Raw genomic sequence first — 19,267 nt, forward strand, 5'->3', positions numbered from 1 at the left:
TAAAAAGGCTCAAGTCATCGACTTGAGCCTTTTTATTAATAGATAAAGTTAGCTAACCAAAGGGCTTATAAATAAGTGATGCTGCCCTGTAAATGAGGTCGGCGGCCTTTAACATCACGCATTTCAAAACGTTTACCATTTTCAATACTTTCAAACGCAAACGTCACTTCAGACGGCATAAATACTGGCAGTTTAAATTCAACATCAACTTGAAATGGTTGATCGCCAACAAACGTCATTAACTGAGACATCACCCGCGCTTTAGACCACATTCCATGCGCTAACACTCGCTCAAAACCAAAGCGTTTTGACAACAATGGATGTAAATGGATCAAGTTATAATCGCCAGAAGCTTTAGCATACCGACGGCCGAGATCATCGGTTAAGCGCCATTGCTGAACGTTTTCCCATACCATTTCTGACGCTTTAGGCGGACGAGCACGACGCCCAGCAGACTCGATACGATATAAGTAAGTTGATAGCGCTTGCCAAACTAACTCTTCACCGACAAACACCTTAGACACCAAATCAAACTCAAGCCCCGCATCGGTAGTACGGCTTGTGGTTAACTCACACTGTACTATTAGGGTTTCATCCGCTCGTACTGGGCGTAAGACACTAATACTATTCTTTAAATGAAGCATGCCAAGTAACGGAAATGTCACCGCTTTATGGGTAAAAATCATCGCATGCAAACGAAATGCCCAGACATACAGATACGTTGGCGGTAACGTCATACCGTCATATTCAAAACTGCATACCGCAGCATATTGGCTAATTTTATCTTGGGACAACACCACATTCGACGCTTGTACATAAATATTCGGAAGCGGTTGTTGGTTCCATCCCGGTTTACGTCCAAACAGGATTTTGCGATACAAAGACAAAAGCGAAGGCATCGCTTTTAATTCGATAGCGTAGTCGTGACTCACAATGTTGTACCCTAAAGTAGGCAGCAAAAAAGCTGTGCTGCAAAACGATTAATAGATGATTATACCTTAGACTCTTGCAGTTGCTAAACCGCTAATTACTTAATGCGTTTAAAACAGCATGTCGAGACAACATATATTGATGCCATCAACACAAAAAATACTCGACACAATGGTTGTGACAACTCACTTACTACAGCTAATTTACCTTTACCTTTTTCAACCCAAAATGCGACAATTACCCGACTTAAATGACTTAACGTAGCCGATACAGTGCAAGATAAAAACTTCGATAAACTTAGCCAAAAGTTTGCCCAAAATATTTACGGTACCACTAAAGGTGAAATCCGTGCTGCAGTATTATGGCGCGACTTAGCACCTGCCCTAGCCAGCCTTGGCAAACCACGATTACGTATTTTAGATGCCGGTGGCGGTTTTGGTTATTTGAGTCAAAAACTAGCGGCTTTAGGTCATGATGTTGTGTTGTGTGATATTTCAGAACAAATGCTTGCCCTAGCACGGCAACAGATTGAAGCGTCAAATACCGCATTATCGATACAGTTAATCCACAGCCCAATACAAGCATTAACCGTTGAAGAGTATGGTCAATTTGATGTCATTCTCTGCCATGCGGTAGCAGAATGGCTAATTGATGCTCGTAGCACCTTGCAAGGTTTATTGAGTTTGCTAAAACCTCATGGTTTATTTTCTCTGATGTTTTTTAATAAAGAAGCCTTACGGTTTCATAGCTTAATATCAGGTAATTTTGACTATGTTAACCGTGACTTTAAGGTCAAAAAGAAGGTCGGATTAACGCCGACTCACCCGCTGTATATTGAAGATGTCCGCAGTTGGTTTAGCCAATGGCAACTGTCGATGGTGAGTCAATCGGGGGTAAGAGTTATCAATGATTACTTGAAAAATAATCTGCCACCTAACTTCGACAAACATCAACTGATTGAAATGGAGTTGGCCTACTCGCAACAAGAACCTTATTTGTCGCTTGGGCGCTACATTCACTTTGTAGGCCGATCGACTCCATAATAAACCCATTGTTTTAGCATTTTACTTTCAATAGCTTGCCTTTTGAATAGCTCGCGCTACATCGACATTAGCACTGTAAAAAGCTACAACGAGTAATCGTTGCACCTTGCTGTTTTAGTAGGTCAGGAATGGCTTGCTGTCCGACAATATGGCCAGCGCCCACCACGATAAATAATTGTTTGTGGGTTTTACTTTGTAACAACTGGATGATTTTTTGCGCCATCGTGTGATTACGTTGCCACAACAGTTTTTCGAGTAGTTCATCAGCATCGCCCGCTTGCGATTCCATAATGTTTGCGAGAGCATTACCATCGCCTTGGCGCCAAGCGTAGATTAAATCAAGCATTTCAGCATCGCTAGCGTTAATCGAATCATCAAGCATTTGCAGTTGAGTCGCGGTTGAAAATGATGAAATTAATTCAAATTGAAACTGAATACTCTCAAGCTCAACTACATTTTTACCACTGCGATTTGCCATAAAATAAGCGTCGACACCTTGTTCTGCGCTGTAACCTAATTGCCCAAAACGGCCCATGCTAATTTGCGCAGACTGCAACCAAGGTGCATACGGTGCCAGTGCTTGGCACAAGGTTTGATGACTTTGGCAATACTCTTGCCGAGTCGCATTAACGTCTGCGGCAATCTCTGCCGGCAAACCACCATAGCGTTGCAATAACGCTCCAGTATCACCTTGGCTAATATCTGCTTCAACAACCAGTGCATCCGATTGTTTAAATGCTGATTCTATATGCTGTGCTAGTGGATAGAAGTCTTGACGACCAACATGAATGGAGCCCAATAAATACGCTTGCTGTTGCTGATACTCAATTTTATAGAATACCGGAGAATCCAACGCAGCTGCCGATGTGGATGTAAAACACAGTAGTAATGCGACTAAACCGTAGCAATTTCGCTGTAAGCGACCATAAATCAAATTGATATTGAAAATAAGCCGACTTTCTCTTGTTGCCTGCATACTAGCTCCTTATAATTAACGTTATTCTTTGCACATGCACTATGAGGCAATTATGCCGTACACCAATGTTTTTCTACAGATAAAAGAAAACCTGCAAATAGCCTATAGACAAGCCATTGATTCAGATGCTCGCCTAGATGAATTACGTAAAGAAGGCCACGGCAAGTTTGTAGCTATTTTTACCGAAGAGCAAGGTTTTACAACTAGTAGTAATCGTTTCTTACCTTATGTACAAGAATTGGTTGCTGAATTTGATGCGATGCAGAGCAGCACTCATGTTGCACCTGAAACACTTGAAGCCTTTGTCAAAAAGCTTGCGGCCTTACTTCAAACACTACAAATATTTAAACTCGCCAAATAATCGATAAGCTCGTAGTGTCTGTTGATCTTTCAAAGTTGTTTTTGCGGCGAATTGTTAGTCATTTAAACAAGGCAGAGGCTTTGTCGTGTAGTTATTCTATACAAAGAGCCGATAACGCAGTAGAAATGACTAACAAACACTGCCCGAAAGGTTCGACTAAAAACGTTTTACTCTTTGTTGAGTGCATCTTATTGAAGAGATTTTTGCTTAGATTGCTAGGCACCAATCACCTCGATTAACACATTTTTATCTCGAACAAAATTTAACTAACAAAGATCAACAGACCCTAATACTTTCTTATTAGGAGCTTTCCATCATATGACATAATCTTGTCATATTTTCGCAATAGACTTGTCTCTCATTGGTAACAATACCAAACGCAATGCCGTTAGGTAATTAATAAAATGAGACGCAAAGATGACGGCTTTACAGCTAGTAAGCGAACTTGATCACATCATAGAACAGCAATCTATCGACGCTGTATTCCAGCCGATTTTTAATGTTTCAACAAATCAATTGCACGGTTATGAAGCGCTCAGTCGTGGCCCTAAAAATAGCCCGTTACACACGCCTTTCGCTCTATTTACTACCGCCGAAAAACAAAACTTATTAAGCGAACTTGAAACCTTATGTCGCAGCATTTCAATTAATGCATTTCACTCTCGCCAGCTTAATGGCAAGCTATTTATTAATATTTCACCAAAAGCATTGCTCGATCCCAATCATCCAAAAGGCATGACACTACAGCTTATTAAACAGTTGGGGATCAACCCGTCGGATGTGGTTATTGAATTGTCAGAACAATATCCTGCCGACGATATCGACTTGCTAAAGTCCTGTTTAAACCATTATCGCAATCAAGGGTTTTTAACCGCTATTGATGATTTAGGCGCCGGTTATTCTGGATTACGCTTGTGGTCTGAATTAGCACCAGATTATGTCAAAATCGACCGCCATTTTATTCATCAAATAGATACCACCGCGGTAAAACAAGAGTTTGTCCGCTCTATTGTCGATTTATGCCAAAACTTAACCTGTAAAGTGATCGCAGAAGGCATTGAAACCAATGAGGAACTCACCACTCTAAAACAATTAGGGGTAACCTATTGCCAAGGCTACTTTCTTGGACGACCAGCTCTCCATCCAAACCAGCAATTTAGCAGTGAACTGAGCACTCTCATAGCTCAACCTAATTCTCGTTATTGTGAAACAGCTGAAAGTTTATGCACCAACGCCATAAAAGTATCTCCTGGTACACAACTTAAAAAAATCAGTCAGACTTTTGCTGAACAACCAGCATTACAAGCCATTGTGGTAACCGAAAATAACAAGCCATTAGGTATCGTCAATCGCAGCACATTACTCGAGCTATTCAGTACACCTTATGGCCGTGCATTACACGAAAACCGCCCTGCGAAAATGGCAATGGACACCAAGGTGTTACACATTGACGCCAACGAACCGCTTACCTATGTCAGTCAATTACTTACCTCAGATTCAGTCAACACGGTGGCGCAACAGTTCATTATTTTGCGAAATCAGCAGTTGATTGGCATTGGCCATACTAAAGATTTATTACAACGTATTACTGAACATAGAATAAAAATGGCGCGACACGCAAACCCTCTCACCAACTTGCCAGGAAATGTGCCAATACAAGAAGAGCTAAAACGCTTAAGGCTACAAAAAAAATCTTACTATCTTGCCTATTTAGATTTAAGCCATTTTAAACCTTACAACGATATTTATGGATTTTGGCGTGGGGATGAAGTCATTCAGTTAGTAGCAAACTTGTTGCTGCCTTATCAAAATGAACATTGTTTTGTTGGCCATATTGGTGGGGACGATTTTGTTATGATAAGCATGCAAGACGACACGCTAGCCAATTGCCAAACAATTATTGAATTATTTGAGCAACAGAAAATGAGTTTTTACAATGGCGATCACTGGCAGGCGCAAACAATGCAAGCCCAAGACAGGCAAGGACTGCAATTCCAATACCCTTTGGTTTCATTATCCATTGGGGTTTTACCGCCATTGGTGACCCAACAAGCAACAGAATATCAAATATCAACGTTAAGCGCCCAAGCCAAAAAGCAGGCAAAAATCGCTTCAAATGGATTTTACCTGCATGAAAAACAATCGACATTGCTTAGCTTATAATTTGGGAGCTACCGTTTTTTGTAACCAATCATCAAATAAGTTGGTTTCATATTGAAACGGTCTGTTATTGAAATTACGCGTATTATTCATAAAACTCATGTCGATAATTTTTTCATCTCCAGCAATAATGACTTTGTCACCTTCATTTACACTGTAACTAAACGTCGCTCTGGGTGGATATAAATCTTTTACAATACGTAAATCACCTGGCGTAGCCCCAAATGTTGGTCGCATGTCTCCAGCTAAATCAAGGTTGGTCACTTGCATTTGCAAAGTCTGCCCTGGCTTAAGGATTTTTTCAGCTTGTTTATTGATGTTTTTGGTTAAGGTTTCAAATAAACGGTTTTCAAAGCGCGATTGAAGTTCATTTGAAGTTTTGATATCACGAAAATCTTTTGGAGTTTGCCACTCAATTTTAACCATCCCCACTTCGGTAACCGGGTTCAGTTCTGGCGCATCTTCAGCCAGAGCAACTTGGCATACCAATACCGGTGCAAGCAGTAAATATTTTACGTTCATAATAGACCTCCAAAGGGCTTAAGGCACTTACAACACAACCACTTCAAACGGTAGGTTAAACAATCAATTCAGCACGTCATGTTTAACGTTTATCTAAACTGTTGTTGTCATATTGCAATGCGGATAATCGTCATTAAATTGAATGTTAGCCATCTAGCCAGCATCATATGTAATAACTATAGGCCTGTTAAGCTGAACCAACGCTTAACACAGGCCTATTATGAATATTCATTCCGCTAAAAAGGAAACCGTGCGCTTAATAAAGGATAGGTTTGACGCATCACTTTTGGCTTGGTGCTGAATTTTTTGCCCACTGGTGTGTTCAGCCCTGATGGCATAAACGGCAACTCATCCCCATTACGATCTTCGTAAATTTTACCTGCAATTAAATCGTAGTCTTCCATAAATGGGTAAGCATAATTATCCACTAACGGCCATTGTGCTAACTCACCCAAGCAATCAGGATTAGCAATAACCTTGTCATACCATTGCTGACCTAACGACAGTAAAAAACATCTAAATTCGGCAAAGGCATAGTCAGAGTCGCAACCGGTAATGATGTATGCCGCGCCCCAAACTGACCATAAATAACTACGGCGTAACTGTTGACCTAACATTTTATCAAATGTCTTTAGCGCCTCATCATCTAAGACTTGCAATTGTTCGCGTAAACGCAATTCAAGATCAGCAGAAGACTGCTCCGGTTGATCTCGTGTTACTAGCGCCCAAAAATGTGTTTCTGTCATCAAAATGTATCCATCACTCTATTTTGTGAGATATTCTACCTCAAATTTTCCAGCTAGATGATCAATATGAACCAAAATGCAGCCCCCCGAATACCAATTAGAGTCATGCTTCTTATCTCACTGTATGTTGTACTCACTCTTATTGCTATTTGGCGCGCGACAACTTATCAAGCATATGATTTATTAACACTGGGAGTAATACCGGTTTTCATTGGCTTAATCAAACGTGCGGCATGGACAAAAGTACTGTTGATAAGTTATGTAGGCTTACAAAGCCTCGGACTTGCAGCGATGACTACAACAGCAGTGATTGCTTATCAAATCACCCCTGATGACGTAAAACTGGTGTTTCAAGGTTATAACATTCCACTGATCCCACTGTGGTTGTTACTGTTGAGCGTGGTGGTATTTCAATGGTGGGTTGGACTCTCTAACGTGACTAGAAACTATCTCGTTAAAAAGTAAGCATAAAATGCTATTACTCTGGTCTGACTGCCATCCTCAGGCCATTTTTAGTGTATAATTCGCTCATGCGCGCAACATTAAAACAACAAAATAATAATAAATATATCTGTGGAACGTGAATTATGACTAGTTTATCCCCAAGTGAATTATCCATCCTATTACTTGAGCCTTCAGAGACTCAACGTAAAATTATCATTACACGTCTTCAGCAAGAAGGAGTGAGCAGCATTCAAACTGCCGCAACGATCGCTGAAGCCAAAACAATTATTCAACGCCATAAACCTGACTTAATCGCCAGTGCGCTGCATTTTGTCGATGGTGAAGCCACAGAACTACTGCAGTACATCAAAAGTACCCCCGCATTAAATGATATTCAATTTATGCTGGTTTCCAGTGAGTGTCGCCGTGAACAACTCGAAATCTTTAGGCAATCAGGTGTTGTCGCCATTTTGCCTAAGCCATTTAATGCAGAGCATTTAGCCACGGCACTTAATTCAACCATTGATTTACTCAGCCACGACGAGCTGGATTTAAGCCACTTTGACGTGCATAACATCAGGGTGTTAGTGGTTGATGATAGCCGAATGGCGCGTAATGTGATTAAACGCACTATTGGCAACTTAGGGATGCAACTGATTACTGAAGCGGTTGATGGTGAGCAGGCTATCAATCTGATGAAAGAAAACATGTATGACTTAGTGATAACCGACTACAACATGCCTTCGGTAGATGGATTAGCATTAACGCAATATATCCGTAACCACAGTCAACAATCACATATCCCGATTCTAATGGTGTCGTCAGAAGCCAATGATACCCACCTAAGTAATGTATTTAGTGCTGGGGTTAACGCCTTATGTGATAAACCTTTCGAACCACAGTTAGTAAAGAAAATTCTTTACCAACTGCTAGAAGAATAACCACAGAGCGAAAAAAGACATTATTTGTACTGATTTTGCTGTAAAACCACTACAGATACTGAATTTATGGGATAAAGTGCTTTTAAACCAGCATGGCTTGTGGCATGTTATTCATGTTTTAAAAAACACTTCTATGGAAAGCAGAGAATATCAATATGAACAAAAGTGAATTAATTGCAAAAATCGCTGAAAATGCGGAACTAACTAAAGCTGAAGCTGGCCGCGCACTAAAATCTTTCGAAGAAGCGGTAACTGAAGCCATGAAAAATGGTGATAAAATTTCTATTGTTGGTTTTGGTTCTTTTGAAACCACTCAACGTGCCGCACGTACTGGCCGTAACCCGCAAACTGGCAAAGAAATTCAAATTGCTGCAGCTACTGTGCCTAAGTTTAAAGCTGGTAAAACACTAAAAGATAGCGTTAATTAATTATACGCTCAGTCTTTTTTTGATAGAAACCTCCTCTGTGGAGGTTTTTTATTGGTTATTTTTCAGCTTTGCTTATTCTGTTATCCAGATGCCCGAGTTAAATTAATAATATAGACCACCTCAGACCACCTACTATCCCACAGCAAAACGCTAATCTACTCAATATAAGCGAATATCTAACGCCGATGTATTGTTGCACATTAAAAGTGCGCTCCTGCATCATTTAGCGGCAACAAAGATGCAACAAAATGATCCAGAACTACATAACTTACTAATTTAAAATGTAAAAAAATATTGGCATGCGATTCGCTAATTAATCTTCAGACAAACCAACATTGAGCTCATTTAATGCTACATAAATGCCTCAGTGATAATAAAACTTTAAGGGATGAAGATGAAAAAATCACTATATCAAGCAATTGCGTTATCAACAGGCTTATTACTAAGCGGCTCAGCCCTTGCTGAAGTCACTGGCAATATTGGCGCAACATCGAACTACTTATGGCGTGGCACCACACAAACCAATAATGAAGCAGCCGTTCAAGGTGGCATTGACTATGCTCATGAGTCTGGATTTTATGCCGGTACTTGGGTATCAAATGTCGATTTTGGTGATGAAACCAGTTACGAACTAGACCTTTATGGTGGTTATGGCGGTAACTTTACTGAAGACCTAACTTACGACATCAGCTACCTTTATTATGCTTACCCAGATGCTGGTGGCAGTATTGATTTTGGTGAAGTGGCCTTGGTGCTTGGATGGAAATGGTTAGATGTTGGTTATTCTCAAGTGATCAACGCTGACTCTGATGTGTCTGGTGCAAGTGACGAAACAGATTGGAACTATATTCAAGCCAATGCCAGTTTCCCGTTAACAGAAAAGCTCAGCATTGCATTCCACTACGGTTATTCACAAGGCGATGTTGTTGAAGATTTATTTGGCGACACCTATGCAGACTACAACGTGACTTTAAGCGCTGAAACAGACCTAGGAACAGTCTCATTTATGGCCTCTGACACAGACTTGCCAGACAATGATGCTAAAGTTGTTTTAGGTTACTCATATGGCTTTAGCCTATAACGAGTAACCCTATCGCACATGCGCTTTGCTGTATTCGTGTTATCGACGCCACCTAATTAAAGGTGGCGTTTTTTTACCTGCTTGAAAGCGGAGCATTATCTACGCTCAGCACATCCAGAATATTTGATCACAAGCACACTCTACGCACCAGCTAGTTGGTTTTACTAGCAAGAAAAACAATTAATGCTAAGCTCAAAGAGAAAGGTAAAAATAGCTGTCCAACTGAGGAAAAATATTTTACTTCCCTATTTAGGTTTTTTTAGTTAGAAAATGCTCATTGAATTAATACCACGCTTTTATTCAACATGAGGGTTTTGTTATGGCTAATCTTAGTGAAAGAGTGCCTGATGACACAGAAATGGACGCGATGACAACGCCTAGAAACGTTAAATCCGCCGAAACATTACAACATAAACGCCAAGTAAAACGCAGATTAGAAGATTTCCTCGAACAAGCTCAATTACGTAAAGCGATTGGTGACGACGACTTTTTCTAAAAAATAGGGATAAACGCCAATGTCGTTTATCCCTGTCTATTTTAAGCGAGCGAACTTAGGCACTACTAAGCGCTAATTAATTGCCTATTCATTTTTAGTTTGTACACGCCTAGTGTGCTTACCAACTTGTGCTTGTGTGAGTAGCAGCTCAGCTTTGGCACCTAGATACACATATATCCCTAACCCAACCAATAGCCCCACGACCGCTAACATCATCAAAATGGCAGGCTCAATATATTGTTTTTCTCCCAGCGATGCTTTAAACATCGTCAGCAAAGCTTCAATTGAAATCGCAATCAAAATGGTCGAAATAAACCGCGTAATCGTTCTACGAGTCGAGCTGTGACGGAAGATATCTTTATGCATCAGCACTTCTTCTTCCAAAATGGTTTTACCCAAATCAAAAATAGCTAATGCCAATGTAAGAAAAATGATAATACCAAAGGGCTGTAGCGGATCATGGGTCGCAGATATTTGGCTAAACAAGGCATAAATATCGCGGATCACGGTCCACATGAGTACGCTCACCAACACAAACAGACACAATACAATCGCAGTATAAATACTTTTAAAAAACGGAGACATTTTACGCCGAGCACTGTCGCCCATCATAAACTCGATCAATCGTGTTAGGTTGACATCAATAACCACAATAACCACTTGCCCAGAGGCCGATTTAATCATTTGCGATGCCGACAAGCACAACCCACCACCAGAGTTTGATAAATAGGGTCGAGTAATATGAACGGTGTCGATAGCAGTCAATTGAGTAAAATAAGGTCGTTGGCTTCGGTCAACATGATGACCGCAAGCCATTAGCTTAACTTGCTGATTAATGACGCTGATATTAGGACAAATCTGCATCCCTTGCTCATCAAGTAAATAAATGAGTTCAACGAAGGGATAACTAATCGCCATGTCTTCAAAAATTTTTGCCGAAATGGGTTGTTCGAATAAATTAATATCTCCCACACCGATCAAAATAGATTCTAATAATTCGTGTACCAGATGTTCATATTCATGGTAACGCTCGATCACACTTAAATAGCTCATCGCTGCCATAGGATTTCCTTTTAATCTAGATTACTTTAGCTAAAGCAGTTTTAATGCCAAATAAATAAGCTATTATTTTTAGATACTTAAATAATATGACTAGAGGGGGGTTGCGATATAAACTGATTTTCCGCACCAAAACAGTGCTACATTTGAGGTGTTTTTTCATTGCCGTTTTGCAATCAACATCTGCTAATATAAGTGCAAATACTGCTTACAATATTTTCAAGATTAGGAAAAGACAATGTCTGACTCTTTATTGCGTTATCAACAAGATATTCGTCGTTTTTCTGATGAATTAATTCGTATCCAAGCACCGATTAAAATTTTAGACTCGATAAAATGGCCAAGACAAGTTGAAGATGACTTTTTAGCTAAACAAAGCAAAGAGTTACCCAATATCAGCAATGATTTTTATCAATCGATTCCTTTATCATTTAACGCAGATCAGACCCAAACCGACCTACAAGGGTTAAAAAATGCCGTTGAGCGAGGTTTAGGTAAACGCGATAAGTTAGGTAAAATTTTACTGGCTAACATTGATCAATATCGGATCGTGATAGACATGCTACACAATCGTGGCAAGCCAATGTTTGGTAAACTCAGTCAAGAATTGTATGGCAGTGCCAGCCACAAATTACATGGCGATCGTCATACGGTACGCCAACTGGGTGATCGTTTAAGCCATATATTTTCGTTACCTGCTGCGCGCCACATGAGTAGCCGTCATCCAAAAATTATCACCGCACCAGAAGCGGTCAATGTTCTCAGTGAGCGTTTAGTAAAATATTTTCACAATGATGAAATTCACGTTAAATTGAGCGATGGTATTGTGTCTGACGCTGCTGTAGGTGGTGACACAGTAAAACTCAATACCCGTGCCATGTTCAGCGAATCTGATTTGAATGTGTATGAAGTACACGAAGGCTGGGTTCATGTGGGCACCACGCTTAATGGTCGTGCGCAACCACATGCGACTTGGCTCAGTGTCGGTTCACCGCGAGTGACAGCGTCGCAAGAAGGCTTAGCAGTGTTGATGGAAATGCTGACCTTAAGCTCAAATCCAGGCCGCGCACGCCGAATTAGCGATCGTGTATCTGCTGTCGACATGGCTGAACAAGGTGCCGATTTTATTGAGGTCTATCGCTACTTTAGAAACCTAAACCTGAGTTCAAAAGACAGTTATCGTGTTACTCAACGGGTATTTCGTGGTGGTATGGTTGGCGGAGGCAGCTTTTTCACTAAAGATATCTCCTACGTACGCGGTTATGTTGAAAACATTAACTTTATCCGTAGCGCCATTAGCACGGGTTTACCAGAGTTAATCCCTATGCTGTTTTTAGGTAAATTAGCCATCGAAGACATTCCGGTTCTGTATCAAGCTTACCAGGAAGGCATTATTGCCCGCCCTAAATATTTACCACCAATGTTTGAAGACATTAGCGGCCTTTATGCCTGGTTTGGCTTTGCGTCCGGTATCGGCAATATCGACTTAAAAGGGGTGCAACGCCATTTTGCACGCCAATTCAAAAATGTTGTCCCTACTTCTGCAGTCGACTTATTTGAAGATTCAGAGTTTGATAACAACTTCGAATAAGCGACAGTCATAGGTTAGTAAACGAATAGACTAAGTGTGGCATAAGTCACACTTAGTCTACTAAACAAGTGTAATGCTAATGCCTTGTTACCTAGCGAGTTTGCTATAGTGTAACTACGGCTATGGTTGAGACTTGCTATGAAACACATTCTATTTTCAGCGTTATTTTCAATGTTATTCTCCAGCTTGATATTAATGAGTGGCTGCACGCCAGCAAGCCCTTCACAAGCATTAGGTACCTTAGAGCGCGACCGAGTCATTCTTCGTTCAACCGCAGCAGAAATCATTACTGCACAACCCATTAAAAAAGGCATGCAAGTCAACGCCGGTGACTTATTAGTCCAATTTGATACCCACAAACAAGCCGCGCGCTTAGCGGTAATGCAAGCCGAAGTGGTTAAAGCCCAAGCCTACTTATTAAAACTCACTAATGGCGAGCGCCCAGAAGATATCGCCAGTGCCAATTCGGCATTAAAGAGTGCCAACGCCGCCAAAATCGAAGCGCAAAAATCTTATCAACGCAGCGCGAGTTTATTAGCAAAAAACCTGGTCAGTGAAGCAGAGCGCGATCGTGCTTTAGCGCTTCGCGATCAAGCCAATGCAGAATATGATGCCGCCAACGATCGATTAACAATATTGATCAAAGGTGTTCGCCAAGAAGATATTTTTCAAGCACAAGCAGCACTCGATGCTGCCAATGCCAACCTACGTTACGAGCAGCAGGTTTACAGCGACTTAAGCATTCGTGCAACTCGCAGTGGTAAGTTAGATAACTTGCCCTACAATGTTGGCGAACGCGTCCAGCTAAGTGCGGTGGTAGCGGTTATCCAAGCTGATGCTGCGCCCTACGCCAGAGTGTATATACCAGAACCCTATGCAGCTAAACTTCGCATTGGCCAAACGTTGTCTGTCAGTGTAGACGGTATCGACAGCACATTTAACGGCACACTGCGTTGGATAAGTACTGAACCGGCATTTACCCCCTACTACGCACTGAATCAAGCAGATAGGTCACGATTAGCCTTTCTAGCCGAAGTGAGTTTAGACAGTTCGGCCAGCGAACTCCCTACGGGCATACCAGCCCAAGTTATATTACCGACACAAAAATGACCTCATCCGTAGACCCACAATGGGTAATTCAAGCTCATGGGCTAACCAAAAAATTTGGCGACTTTACTGCGGTAGAGCAATTAGACTTATTGGTGCCTAAAGGCAACATTTATGGTTTTTTAGGCCCTAATGGCTGTGGTAAATCAACCACTATTAGAATGTTAACCGGTTTACTCACCCCCACAGAAGGCACCATTAATGTCATGGGATTAGCCATCCCGAAGCAAGCTGAAGCATTACGCCATAATATTGGTTATATGACCCAAAAATTTTCCCTCTACGATGACTTAACCGTTACAGAGAACTTGCAATTTATTGGCCGAATCTATGGTATCGACAATAGCACCTGCAAAAAACGCATTGCTCAACTGCAAAGCACTTACAAACTAAGCCAATATCAGCATCAACTGGCCGGTACCCTTAGCGGTGGACAAAGACAACGATTGGCCCTCGCCTGCGCATGTTTAAATCAACCAAAATTACTGTTTTTAGATGAACCCACCTCAGCCGTTGATCCACAAAACAGGCGTGACTTCTGGGAGCAATTGTTCGATTTATCAGAACAAGGCACCAGTATTTTAGTGACTACCCATTATATGGATGAGGCCGAACGCTGCCATAAAATTGCCATTATGGAAAAAGGCAGGATCAGAGCGGATGACACGCCAAAAGCATTAATGGATAACATCAATGCCCATGTGGTTGAAATCAACACCACTGATTTAAGGCCGTTAAAACAAGCATTAATTAGCCACATTGAAGTGACATCTGCGGCGCAGTTAGGCCATAGATTACGGGTATTGGTCAGCAAACAAGTGGTAGATCCTATCTCTTGGTTACTGCATCAGTGCCAACAGCATAATCACCCCGTTAACCTGCAAGATATTCACTTAGTTAGCGCTAATCTTGAAGACGTGTTTGTCAGTCATACTGGCCAGCGTGTTCCAGCCTCCCATGAAGCAACATAAGGGCTAACAACATGCTGAACAGTATTCGCCATAGCTACATGCGTATTCATGCCATTACCGCTAAAGAAGTTAAGCAGCTTATGCGCGATCGAATTACCTTTGCCATGGTGATAATGATCCCGCTGATCCAGCTGTTGTTATTCGGCTATGCCATCAATACTGATGTGCGGGCAATACCAGTAGCAATTGTTGATCAAAGTGATTCAGCTGCAGGACGCTGGATAGTCGAAGCGGTAAAAGTCACCCAGGTAGTGGAAGTCACATCCTATCTCACGACAGCAGAGCAAGCACAGGCTGCTATTCGCCGTGGTGACATTAAAGCGGCATTAATTTTACCGCCTACTTTGAATGAAAAAATCGCACGCAATGAACCGATTGGCCAATGGATAGTCGATGGTTCAGACACCATGATTGCAGGCGCGATAAAGCAACTGCGCAACCTATCGCTCAACGATATTGTACCGGAGCAAACCAGCAACCAATCTCGGTTTGAAGTTAGCTTATTTTATAATCCGGAGCAGCGATCCGCGGTGAATATTGTTCCAGGTTTAATCGCCGTCATTCTGACCATGACCATGGTGCTGTTTACTTCATCAGCTATTGTTCGTGAGCGTGAACGCGGCAACCTTGAATTATTGATCACCACCCCAATAAAGCCAATAGAACTGATGATTGGAAAAATATTGCCATACATCGTCATCGGCTTAGTGCAAATGACCATTATTTTAGGCTTAGGCAATATTATTTTTGCCGTGCCCATCAATGGCGCTATCAGTCATTTATTGTTGGGCACGTTACTGTTTATTACCGCTAGCCTGACATTAGGGTTAATCATATCTACTATTGCAAAAACACAGCTACAAGCCATGCAAATGACCATTTTTGTATTATTGCCAACCATATTACTCTCTGGATTTATCACCCCATTAGAAGCCATGCCGACAGCAGCAAAATGGATTGCCGAAGCACTGCCAGGAACCCATTTTATGCGGGTGATCCGAGCGATTGTGTTAAAAGGGGCAACGTTAGGCGAGTTAATAAACGATGTATTGTGGCTGGTGGGTTTTACAGTCATTGGATTATGGATTGCAGCGATGCGATTTAGCAAACGATTAGATTAACGCCTATTGTATGACTCCAATAGGCGCTAGAAAAATGGGTCTAGTTATAAGCCACGGTCGATGACATATGCCTCGCCGTTACACTCTAAATAAACAGCACAAGACGAGTAATTAACTTTGCCGCATTGCTTCAACACAATGGCATTACCGCCTCGTTGGGTCACTTGTAATTTGAGTGACTTAGTCATTGAAGACAAACTTGGAAGATCATCTAACTTTTCAGGATCTGATGAATTTTCACAATATGAAGTGGTCACATCGCCAAGAAACTGCGCTTTGAACCTAGACATTTCTGCTGAGGTGTAGGTATCAACCCCTGCTATTGTGGCGTTACCTAGCGCAATTGTACCCGCATTGGTTCGCAGTGACAGGTTAGAGCAACCCGACACAAACACCATACTCAAGATGGCGGCAACAGAGACAGTAAAAACAACGTACTTCATAAAAAATCCTTTTAAAAAAGCATGTTCATCAATGTACTGATAAACATGCTTAATAATCATTTGGCTAAAGTTAACCTAAAATAACACTTAGCCAACTATTTACGACAATATTAATTGGCTTTTTGTTTTGCGTTAAGCGCTCTTTGCTTGAGAAAGTATTCGCGAGTTAGGCCAAATACCACAGGGCTTAATAGCACTAACGCAATTAAGTTTGGAATCGCCATCATCGCGTTCAATGTGTCGGCTAATAACCAAATAAATTCTAATGAGCTTACAGCACCTAAAGGCACAACCAAGGTCCAGATTAGACGAAATGGCTTAACTGCTTTGTCGCCTAATAAGTATTGAACACATTTTTCGCTGTAAAAACTCCACCCTAAAATAGTGGTAAAAGCAAACACAGCCAAAGCGATGGCCACGATATAGTTACCCATGGGCAGTGCATGTGAAAATGCTAGAGAGGTTAATGCTGCGCCGTTTTCGCCAGATGTCCACGCACCAGAAACCACAATCGCCAAGCCCGTTATTGAACATACAATGAGCGTGTCAATGAACGTACCTAACATGGCCACTAAACCTTGCTTCACAGGGTTATTCGTTTGCGCCGCCGCATGGGCAATTGGCGCACTTCCTAACCCGGCTTCATTTGAAAATACCCCACGTGCCACACCAAAACGAATCGCAGCCCATACCGCCGCCCCCGCAAAACCACCTTGGGCCGCTACTGGGTTAAAGGCACTTTCAATAATCAACATAAAAGCAGCAGGCACTTCGTCTGCATATACAACCAATACCGCTAAACCAGCGGTAATATAAAATACCGTCATCAATGGCACTAACTTACCAGCCACTTCAGCAATACGTTTAATACCGCCCATGAGTACCGCACCCACCAGCACCATTAACACCACACCTGTAACCCAACTAGGTACACCAAAGTTACTGCTCATCGCATCAGCAACTGAGTTAGCTTGTACGGTGTTACCAATACCAAAACCGGCAATGGAGCCAAACAGAGCAAATGCAGTACCTAACCAGGCCCATTTGCTGCCTAAACCATTCTTGATGTAATACATCGGGCCGCCAACATGGTTACCGTTAGCATCTGTCTCACGATATTTTACCGCCAGAACGGCTTCCGAAAACTTAGTCGCCATACCCACGAGCGCCGTACACCACATCCAAAATAATGCCCCTGGCCCACCAATAAAAATCGCCGTAGCCACACCAGCAATGTTACCCGTACCAATGGTGGCCGATAATGAAGTCATGAGGGCATTAAATGGACTGACATCACCTTTTTCACTTTCATCAGTAACCTGACGACCCGACCATAATAATTTAAAACCTCGATTCAGCTTTAAAATAGGCATGAATTTTAAACCTATCGACAAAAACAGCCCGACCCCTAAAATCAAAATAAGCATGGGAACGCCCCATACTATACTGTTAATCATACTGACAAATTGCGTGACTGCTTCCATGTAAAAAACCTCATAATGAGTAATGACTTATGTCGAATATTATAATTATTAGATATTTGGTTATTTTTATTATGGTTACAGTGGCCCAACTCCACTGCAACGATTGCGTTTTTTAGATTACCCCGATTAAGTTAACCATGGCAACCCACCGCATGACCTAATGAATCATCTTCAAGATGAGTCATTAGGTCATGCGCATACAAATTATTTTTCGAGTACCACTTTCAATGACTCTAGACCTTGCTGTAAATCAGCACCTATCATGGTTTCAAAATCGATAAACAAAAACATTAAGTTAGTTGGATAAGCAAAATGACCACTAAAACCCCAATCAACTTTAGTTTGATTAGCATTAACGGCTGCAGTGCTCATATAGGCAGGCTCGGTCGCTTCAAAGGGTGAGATAAACCGTAATTCAAAATCGATACGTTTACCTTCATCTATGGCAATAATTTCTTGCTCCCCAACACCAACATCTGGGTTTTCACTGGCCCAAGCAGACACAAAGCCTACTGTCGCATCAGTACCGCGGTAGGTTTTGACCATATCGGGATCCATTTGCGCCCACTTACTAAAATTATCTTGGTTTTTTAGATGTTTAACGTAATTAAAAACCTCGGAAATCGGTTTATCTATGGTGATAGTACGAGTGACTGAATAGTCTTTTTGAACAAATAGGGCGACAACAAAAGGGATCGCAATAATAGTCGCGACAACAACGAGAATTTTTCTAAGCATTATTATTATCCTCAAGTATACATAGCGTTATATGACAGACTTTTTGACTTAATGGCCAAAACGCAATCTCCTCAGTATACCGACTAACAGCAGGCTAACAATAAAAATTAACATCGAGTTAACAGTAGTTTCTCATTAAACACACAACTGACTTTGCACCAACGGCTAGCGCTGAAATGCACTAGCATGAGCAGAGGCCTTTAATAAATGACAAACCTTTGCCTACATTATATCCACTGATCATTTAACGCCGTTCGATCGCTATCGATTTCGCCAGTATTGACGACACCTCGAGGTTCGATAATCATGATTTTGCATTCTTCTTTCGCCATGGGCTTATGCTCAACACCTTTAGGAATAACATACATTTCCCCAGCCTGAAGTGTGATGTTCTGATCGCGAAAAGCAATCTGCAACGTTCCCTCCATCACAATAAATACTTCGTCAGTATCGGCATGTTCATGCCAAACAAACTCACCCTCGACCTTAACCAATTTAAATTGATAGTCATTCATTTCCGCAATCACACGAGGAGACCAATGCTGATTGAACAAAGAGAACTTGTCATTGAAATTAATCACTTTCGTTTGCATAGGAACGTCCCTAATGAATGGTAATTATGGTT

The 19,267-nt window shown here is 41.5% G+C and carries 21 protein-coding genes; 12 read left to right on the top strand and 9 right to left on the bottom strand.

Annotated elements, in window-relative coordinates; genetic code table 11:
- Window positions 1–65 precede the first annotated feature (65 nt).
- On the bottom strand, window positions 66–899 hold the full coding sequence (locus tag SFRI_RS18125) for a MaoC family dehydratase (RefSeq protein WP_081430172.1): 834 nt from the start codon (window positions 897–899) through the stop codon (window positions 66–68).
- 303 nt (window positions 900–1,202) lie between these two features.
- Here SFRI_RS18125 and SFRI_RS18130 point away from each other — a divergent pair, with 303 nt between their 5' ends.
- Entirely contained in the window at window positions 1,203–1,973 is a 771-nt protein-coding gene (locus tag SFRI_RS18130) for a methyltransferase domain-containing protein (protein WP_011638942.1), read from the top strand.
- A gap of 67 nt (window positions 1,974–2,040) precedes the next feature.
- Here SFRI_RS18130 and SFRI_RS18135 read toward each other — a convergent pair whose 3' ends face one another.
- Window positions 2,041–2,949 (bottom strand): TraB/GumN family protein, encoded by a 909-nt coding sequence (locus tag SFRI_RS18135; RefSeq protein WP_011638943.1) that lies wholly within the window; start codon window positions 2,947–2,949, stop codon window positions 2,041–2,043.
- 52 nt (window positions 2,950–3,001) lie between these two features.
- Here SFRI_RS18135 and SFRI_RS18140 point away from each other — a divergent pair, with 52 nt between their 5' ends.
- On the top strand, window positions 3,002–3,310 hold the full coding sequence (locus SFRI_RS18140) for a hypothetical protein (RefSeq protein WP_011638944.1): 309 nt from the start codon (window positions 3,002–3,004) through the stop codon (window positions 3,308–3,310).
- A gap of 417 nt (window positions 3,311–3,727) precedes the next feature.
- Window positions 3,728–5,473: a GGDEF domain-containing protein gene (locus tag SFRI_RS18145; RefSeq protein WP_011638945.1), complete on the top strand. Its 1,746-nt coding sequence runs from the start codon at window positions 3,728–3,730 to the stop codon at window positions 5,471–5,473.
- On the opposite strand, the gene SFRI_RS18150 is transcribed toward SFRI_RS18145, so the two are convergent.
- On the bottom strand, window positions 5,468–5,992 hold the full coding sequence (locus tag SFRI_RS18150; RefSeq protein WP_011638946.1) for a DUF3016 domain-containing protein: 525 nt from the start codon (window positions 5,990–5,992) through the stop codon (window positions 5,468–5,470). The genes SFRI_RS18145 and SFRI_RS18150 overlap by 6 nt on opposite strands.
- A gap of 236 nt (window positions 5,993–6,228) precedes the next feature.
- Window positions 6,229–6,738: a DUF4240 domain-containing protein gene (locus SFRI_RS18155; protein ID WP_011638947.1), complete on the bottom strand. Its 510-nt coding sequence runs from the start codon at window positions 6,736–6,738 to the stop codon at window positions 6,229–6,231.
- A 66-nt stretch (window positions 6,739–6,804) separates the two neighbouring features.
- Here SFRI_RS18155 and SFRI_RS18160 point away from each other — a divergent pair, with 66 nt between their 5' ends.
- From SFRI_RS18160 to SFRI_RS21700, 5 genes are all read left to right on the top strand, one after another.
- Window positions 6,805–7,203 (top strand): hypothetical protein, encoded by a 399-nt coding sequence (locus SFRI_RS18160; RefSeq protein ID WP_150099391.1) that lies wholly within the window; start codon window positions 6,805–6,807, stop codon window positions 7,201–7,203.
- Between the two features lie 122 nt (window positions 7,204–7,325).
- A complete protein-coding gene (locus tag SFRI_RS18165) occupies window positions 7,326–8,123 on the top strand; it encodes a response regulator (RefSeq protein WP_011638949.1) in 798 nt (265 codons plus the stop codon).
- Window positions 8,124–8,278: 155 nt separating this feature from the next.
- On the top strand, window positions 8,279–8,551 hold the full coding sequence (locus tag SFRI_RS18170) for an HU family DNA-binding protein (protein ID WP_011638950.1): 273 nt from the start codon (window positions 8,279–8,281) through the stop codon (window positions 8,549–8,551).
- Window positions 8,552–8,945: 394 nt separating this feature from the next.
- Window positions 8,946–9,632 (top strand): TorF family putative porin, encoded by a 687-nt coding sequence (locus tag SFRI_RS18175; protein WP_011638951.1) that lies wholly within the window; start codon window positions 8,946–8,948, stop codon window positions 9,630–9,632.
- A gap of 319 nt (window positions 9,633–9,951) precedes the next feature.
- Window positions 9,952–10,128, top strand: a complete 177-nt coding sequence (locus SFRI_RS21700) for a PA3496 family putative envelope integrity protein (protein ID WP_011638952.1) — start codon at window positions 9,952–9,954, stop codon at window positions 10,126–10,128.
- An 84-nt stretch (window positions 10,129–10,212) separates the two neighbouring features.
- Here the strand turns inward: SFRI_RS21700 and SFRI_RS18180 are convergent, their stop codons facing one another.
- Window positions 10,213–11,190 carry a PDC sensor domain-containing protein gene (locus tag SFRI_RS18180; RefSeq protein WP_011638953.1) on the bottom strand — a complete coding sequence of 326 codons (978 nt, stop codon included), beginning with the start codon at window positions 11,188–11,190 and terminating at the stop codon, window positions 10,213–10,215.
- A gap of 235 nt (window positions 11,191–11,425) precedes the next feature.
- Between SFRI_RS18180 and SFRI_RS18185 the strand changes: the two genes are divergently transcribed.
- The 4 genes from SFRI_RS18185 (at window position 11,426) to SFRI_RS18200 (ending at window position 15,977) form a co-directional block, all read left to right on the top strand.
- On the top strand, window positions 11,426–12,778 hold the full coding sequence (locus SFRI_RS18185; RefSeq protein WP_011638954.1) for a flavohemoglobin expression-modulating QEGLA motif protein: 1,353 nt from the start codon (window positions 11,426–11,428) through the stop codon (window positions 12,776–12,778).
- Window positions 12,779–12,916: 138 nt separating this feature from the next.
- Window positions 12,917–13,888, top strand: coding sequence for an HlyD family secretion protein (locus tag SFRI_RS18190; RefSeq protein WP_011638955.1), 972 nt, complete (start codon window positions 12,917–12,919; stop codon window positions 13,886–13,888).
- On the top strand, window positions 13,885–14,856 hold the full coding sequence (locus SFRI_RS18195) for an ABC transporter ATP-binding protein (RefSeq protein ID WP_011638956.1): 972 nt from the start codon (window positions 13,885–13,887) through the stop codon (window positions 14,854–14,856). The genes SFRI_RS18190 and SFRI_RS18195 overlap by 4 nt, the downstream gene beginning before the upstream one ends.
- Window positions 14,857–14,867: 11 nt before the next feature.
- Complete coding sequence (locus tag SFRI_RS18200; RefSeq protein WP_011638957.1) at window positions 14,868–15,977, top strand: ABC transporter permease; 1,110 nt, start codon at window positions 14,868–14,870, stop codon at window positions 15,975–15,977.
- Window positions 15,978–16,021: 44 nt separating this feature from the next.
- On the opposite strand, the gene SFRI_RS18205 is transcribed toward SFRI_RS18200, so the two are convergent.
- From SFRI_RS18205 to SFRI_RS18220, 4 genes are all read right to left on the bottom strand, one after another.
- Window positions 16,022–16,420, bottom strand: a complete 399-nt coding sequence (locus SFRI_RS18205; protein ID WP_011638958.1) for a hypothetical protein — start codon at window positions 16,418–16,420, stop codon at window positions 16,022–16,024.
- Between the two features lie 110 nt (window positions 16,421–16,530).
- On the bottom strand, window positions 16,531–17,904 hold the full coding sequence (locus tag SFRI_RS18210) for an alanine/glycine:cation symporter family protein (protein WP_011638959.1): 1,374 nt from the start codon (window positions 17,902–17,904) through the stop codon (window positions 16,531–16,533).
- A gap of 204 nt (window positions 17,905–18,108) precedes the next feature.
- Window positions 18,109–18,642, bottom strand: a complete 534-nt coding sequence (locus SFRI_RS18215) for an SRPBCC family protein (RefSeq protein WP_011638960.1) — start codon at window positions 18,640–18,642, stop codon at window positions 18,109–18,111.
- Window positions 18,643–18,869: 227 nt separating this feature from the next.
- Complete coding sequence (locus tag SFRI_RS18220) at window positions 18,870–19,235, bottom strand: cupin domain-containing protein (RefSeq protein ID WP_011638961.1); 366 nt, start codon at window positions 19,233–19,235, stop codon at window positions 18,870–18,872.
- Window positions 19,236–19,267: the final 32 nt, after the last annotated feature.

It is taken from the genome of Shewanella frigidimarina NCIMB 400 (assembly GCF_000014705.1).
GTDB lineage: Bacteria > Pseudomonadota > Gammaproteobacteria > Enterobacterales > Shewanellaceae > Shewanella > Shewanella frigidimarina.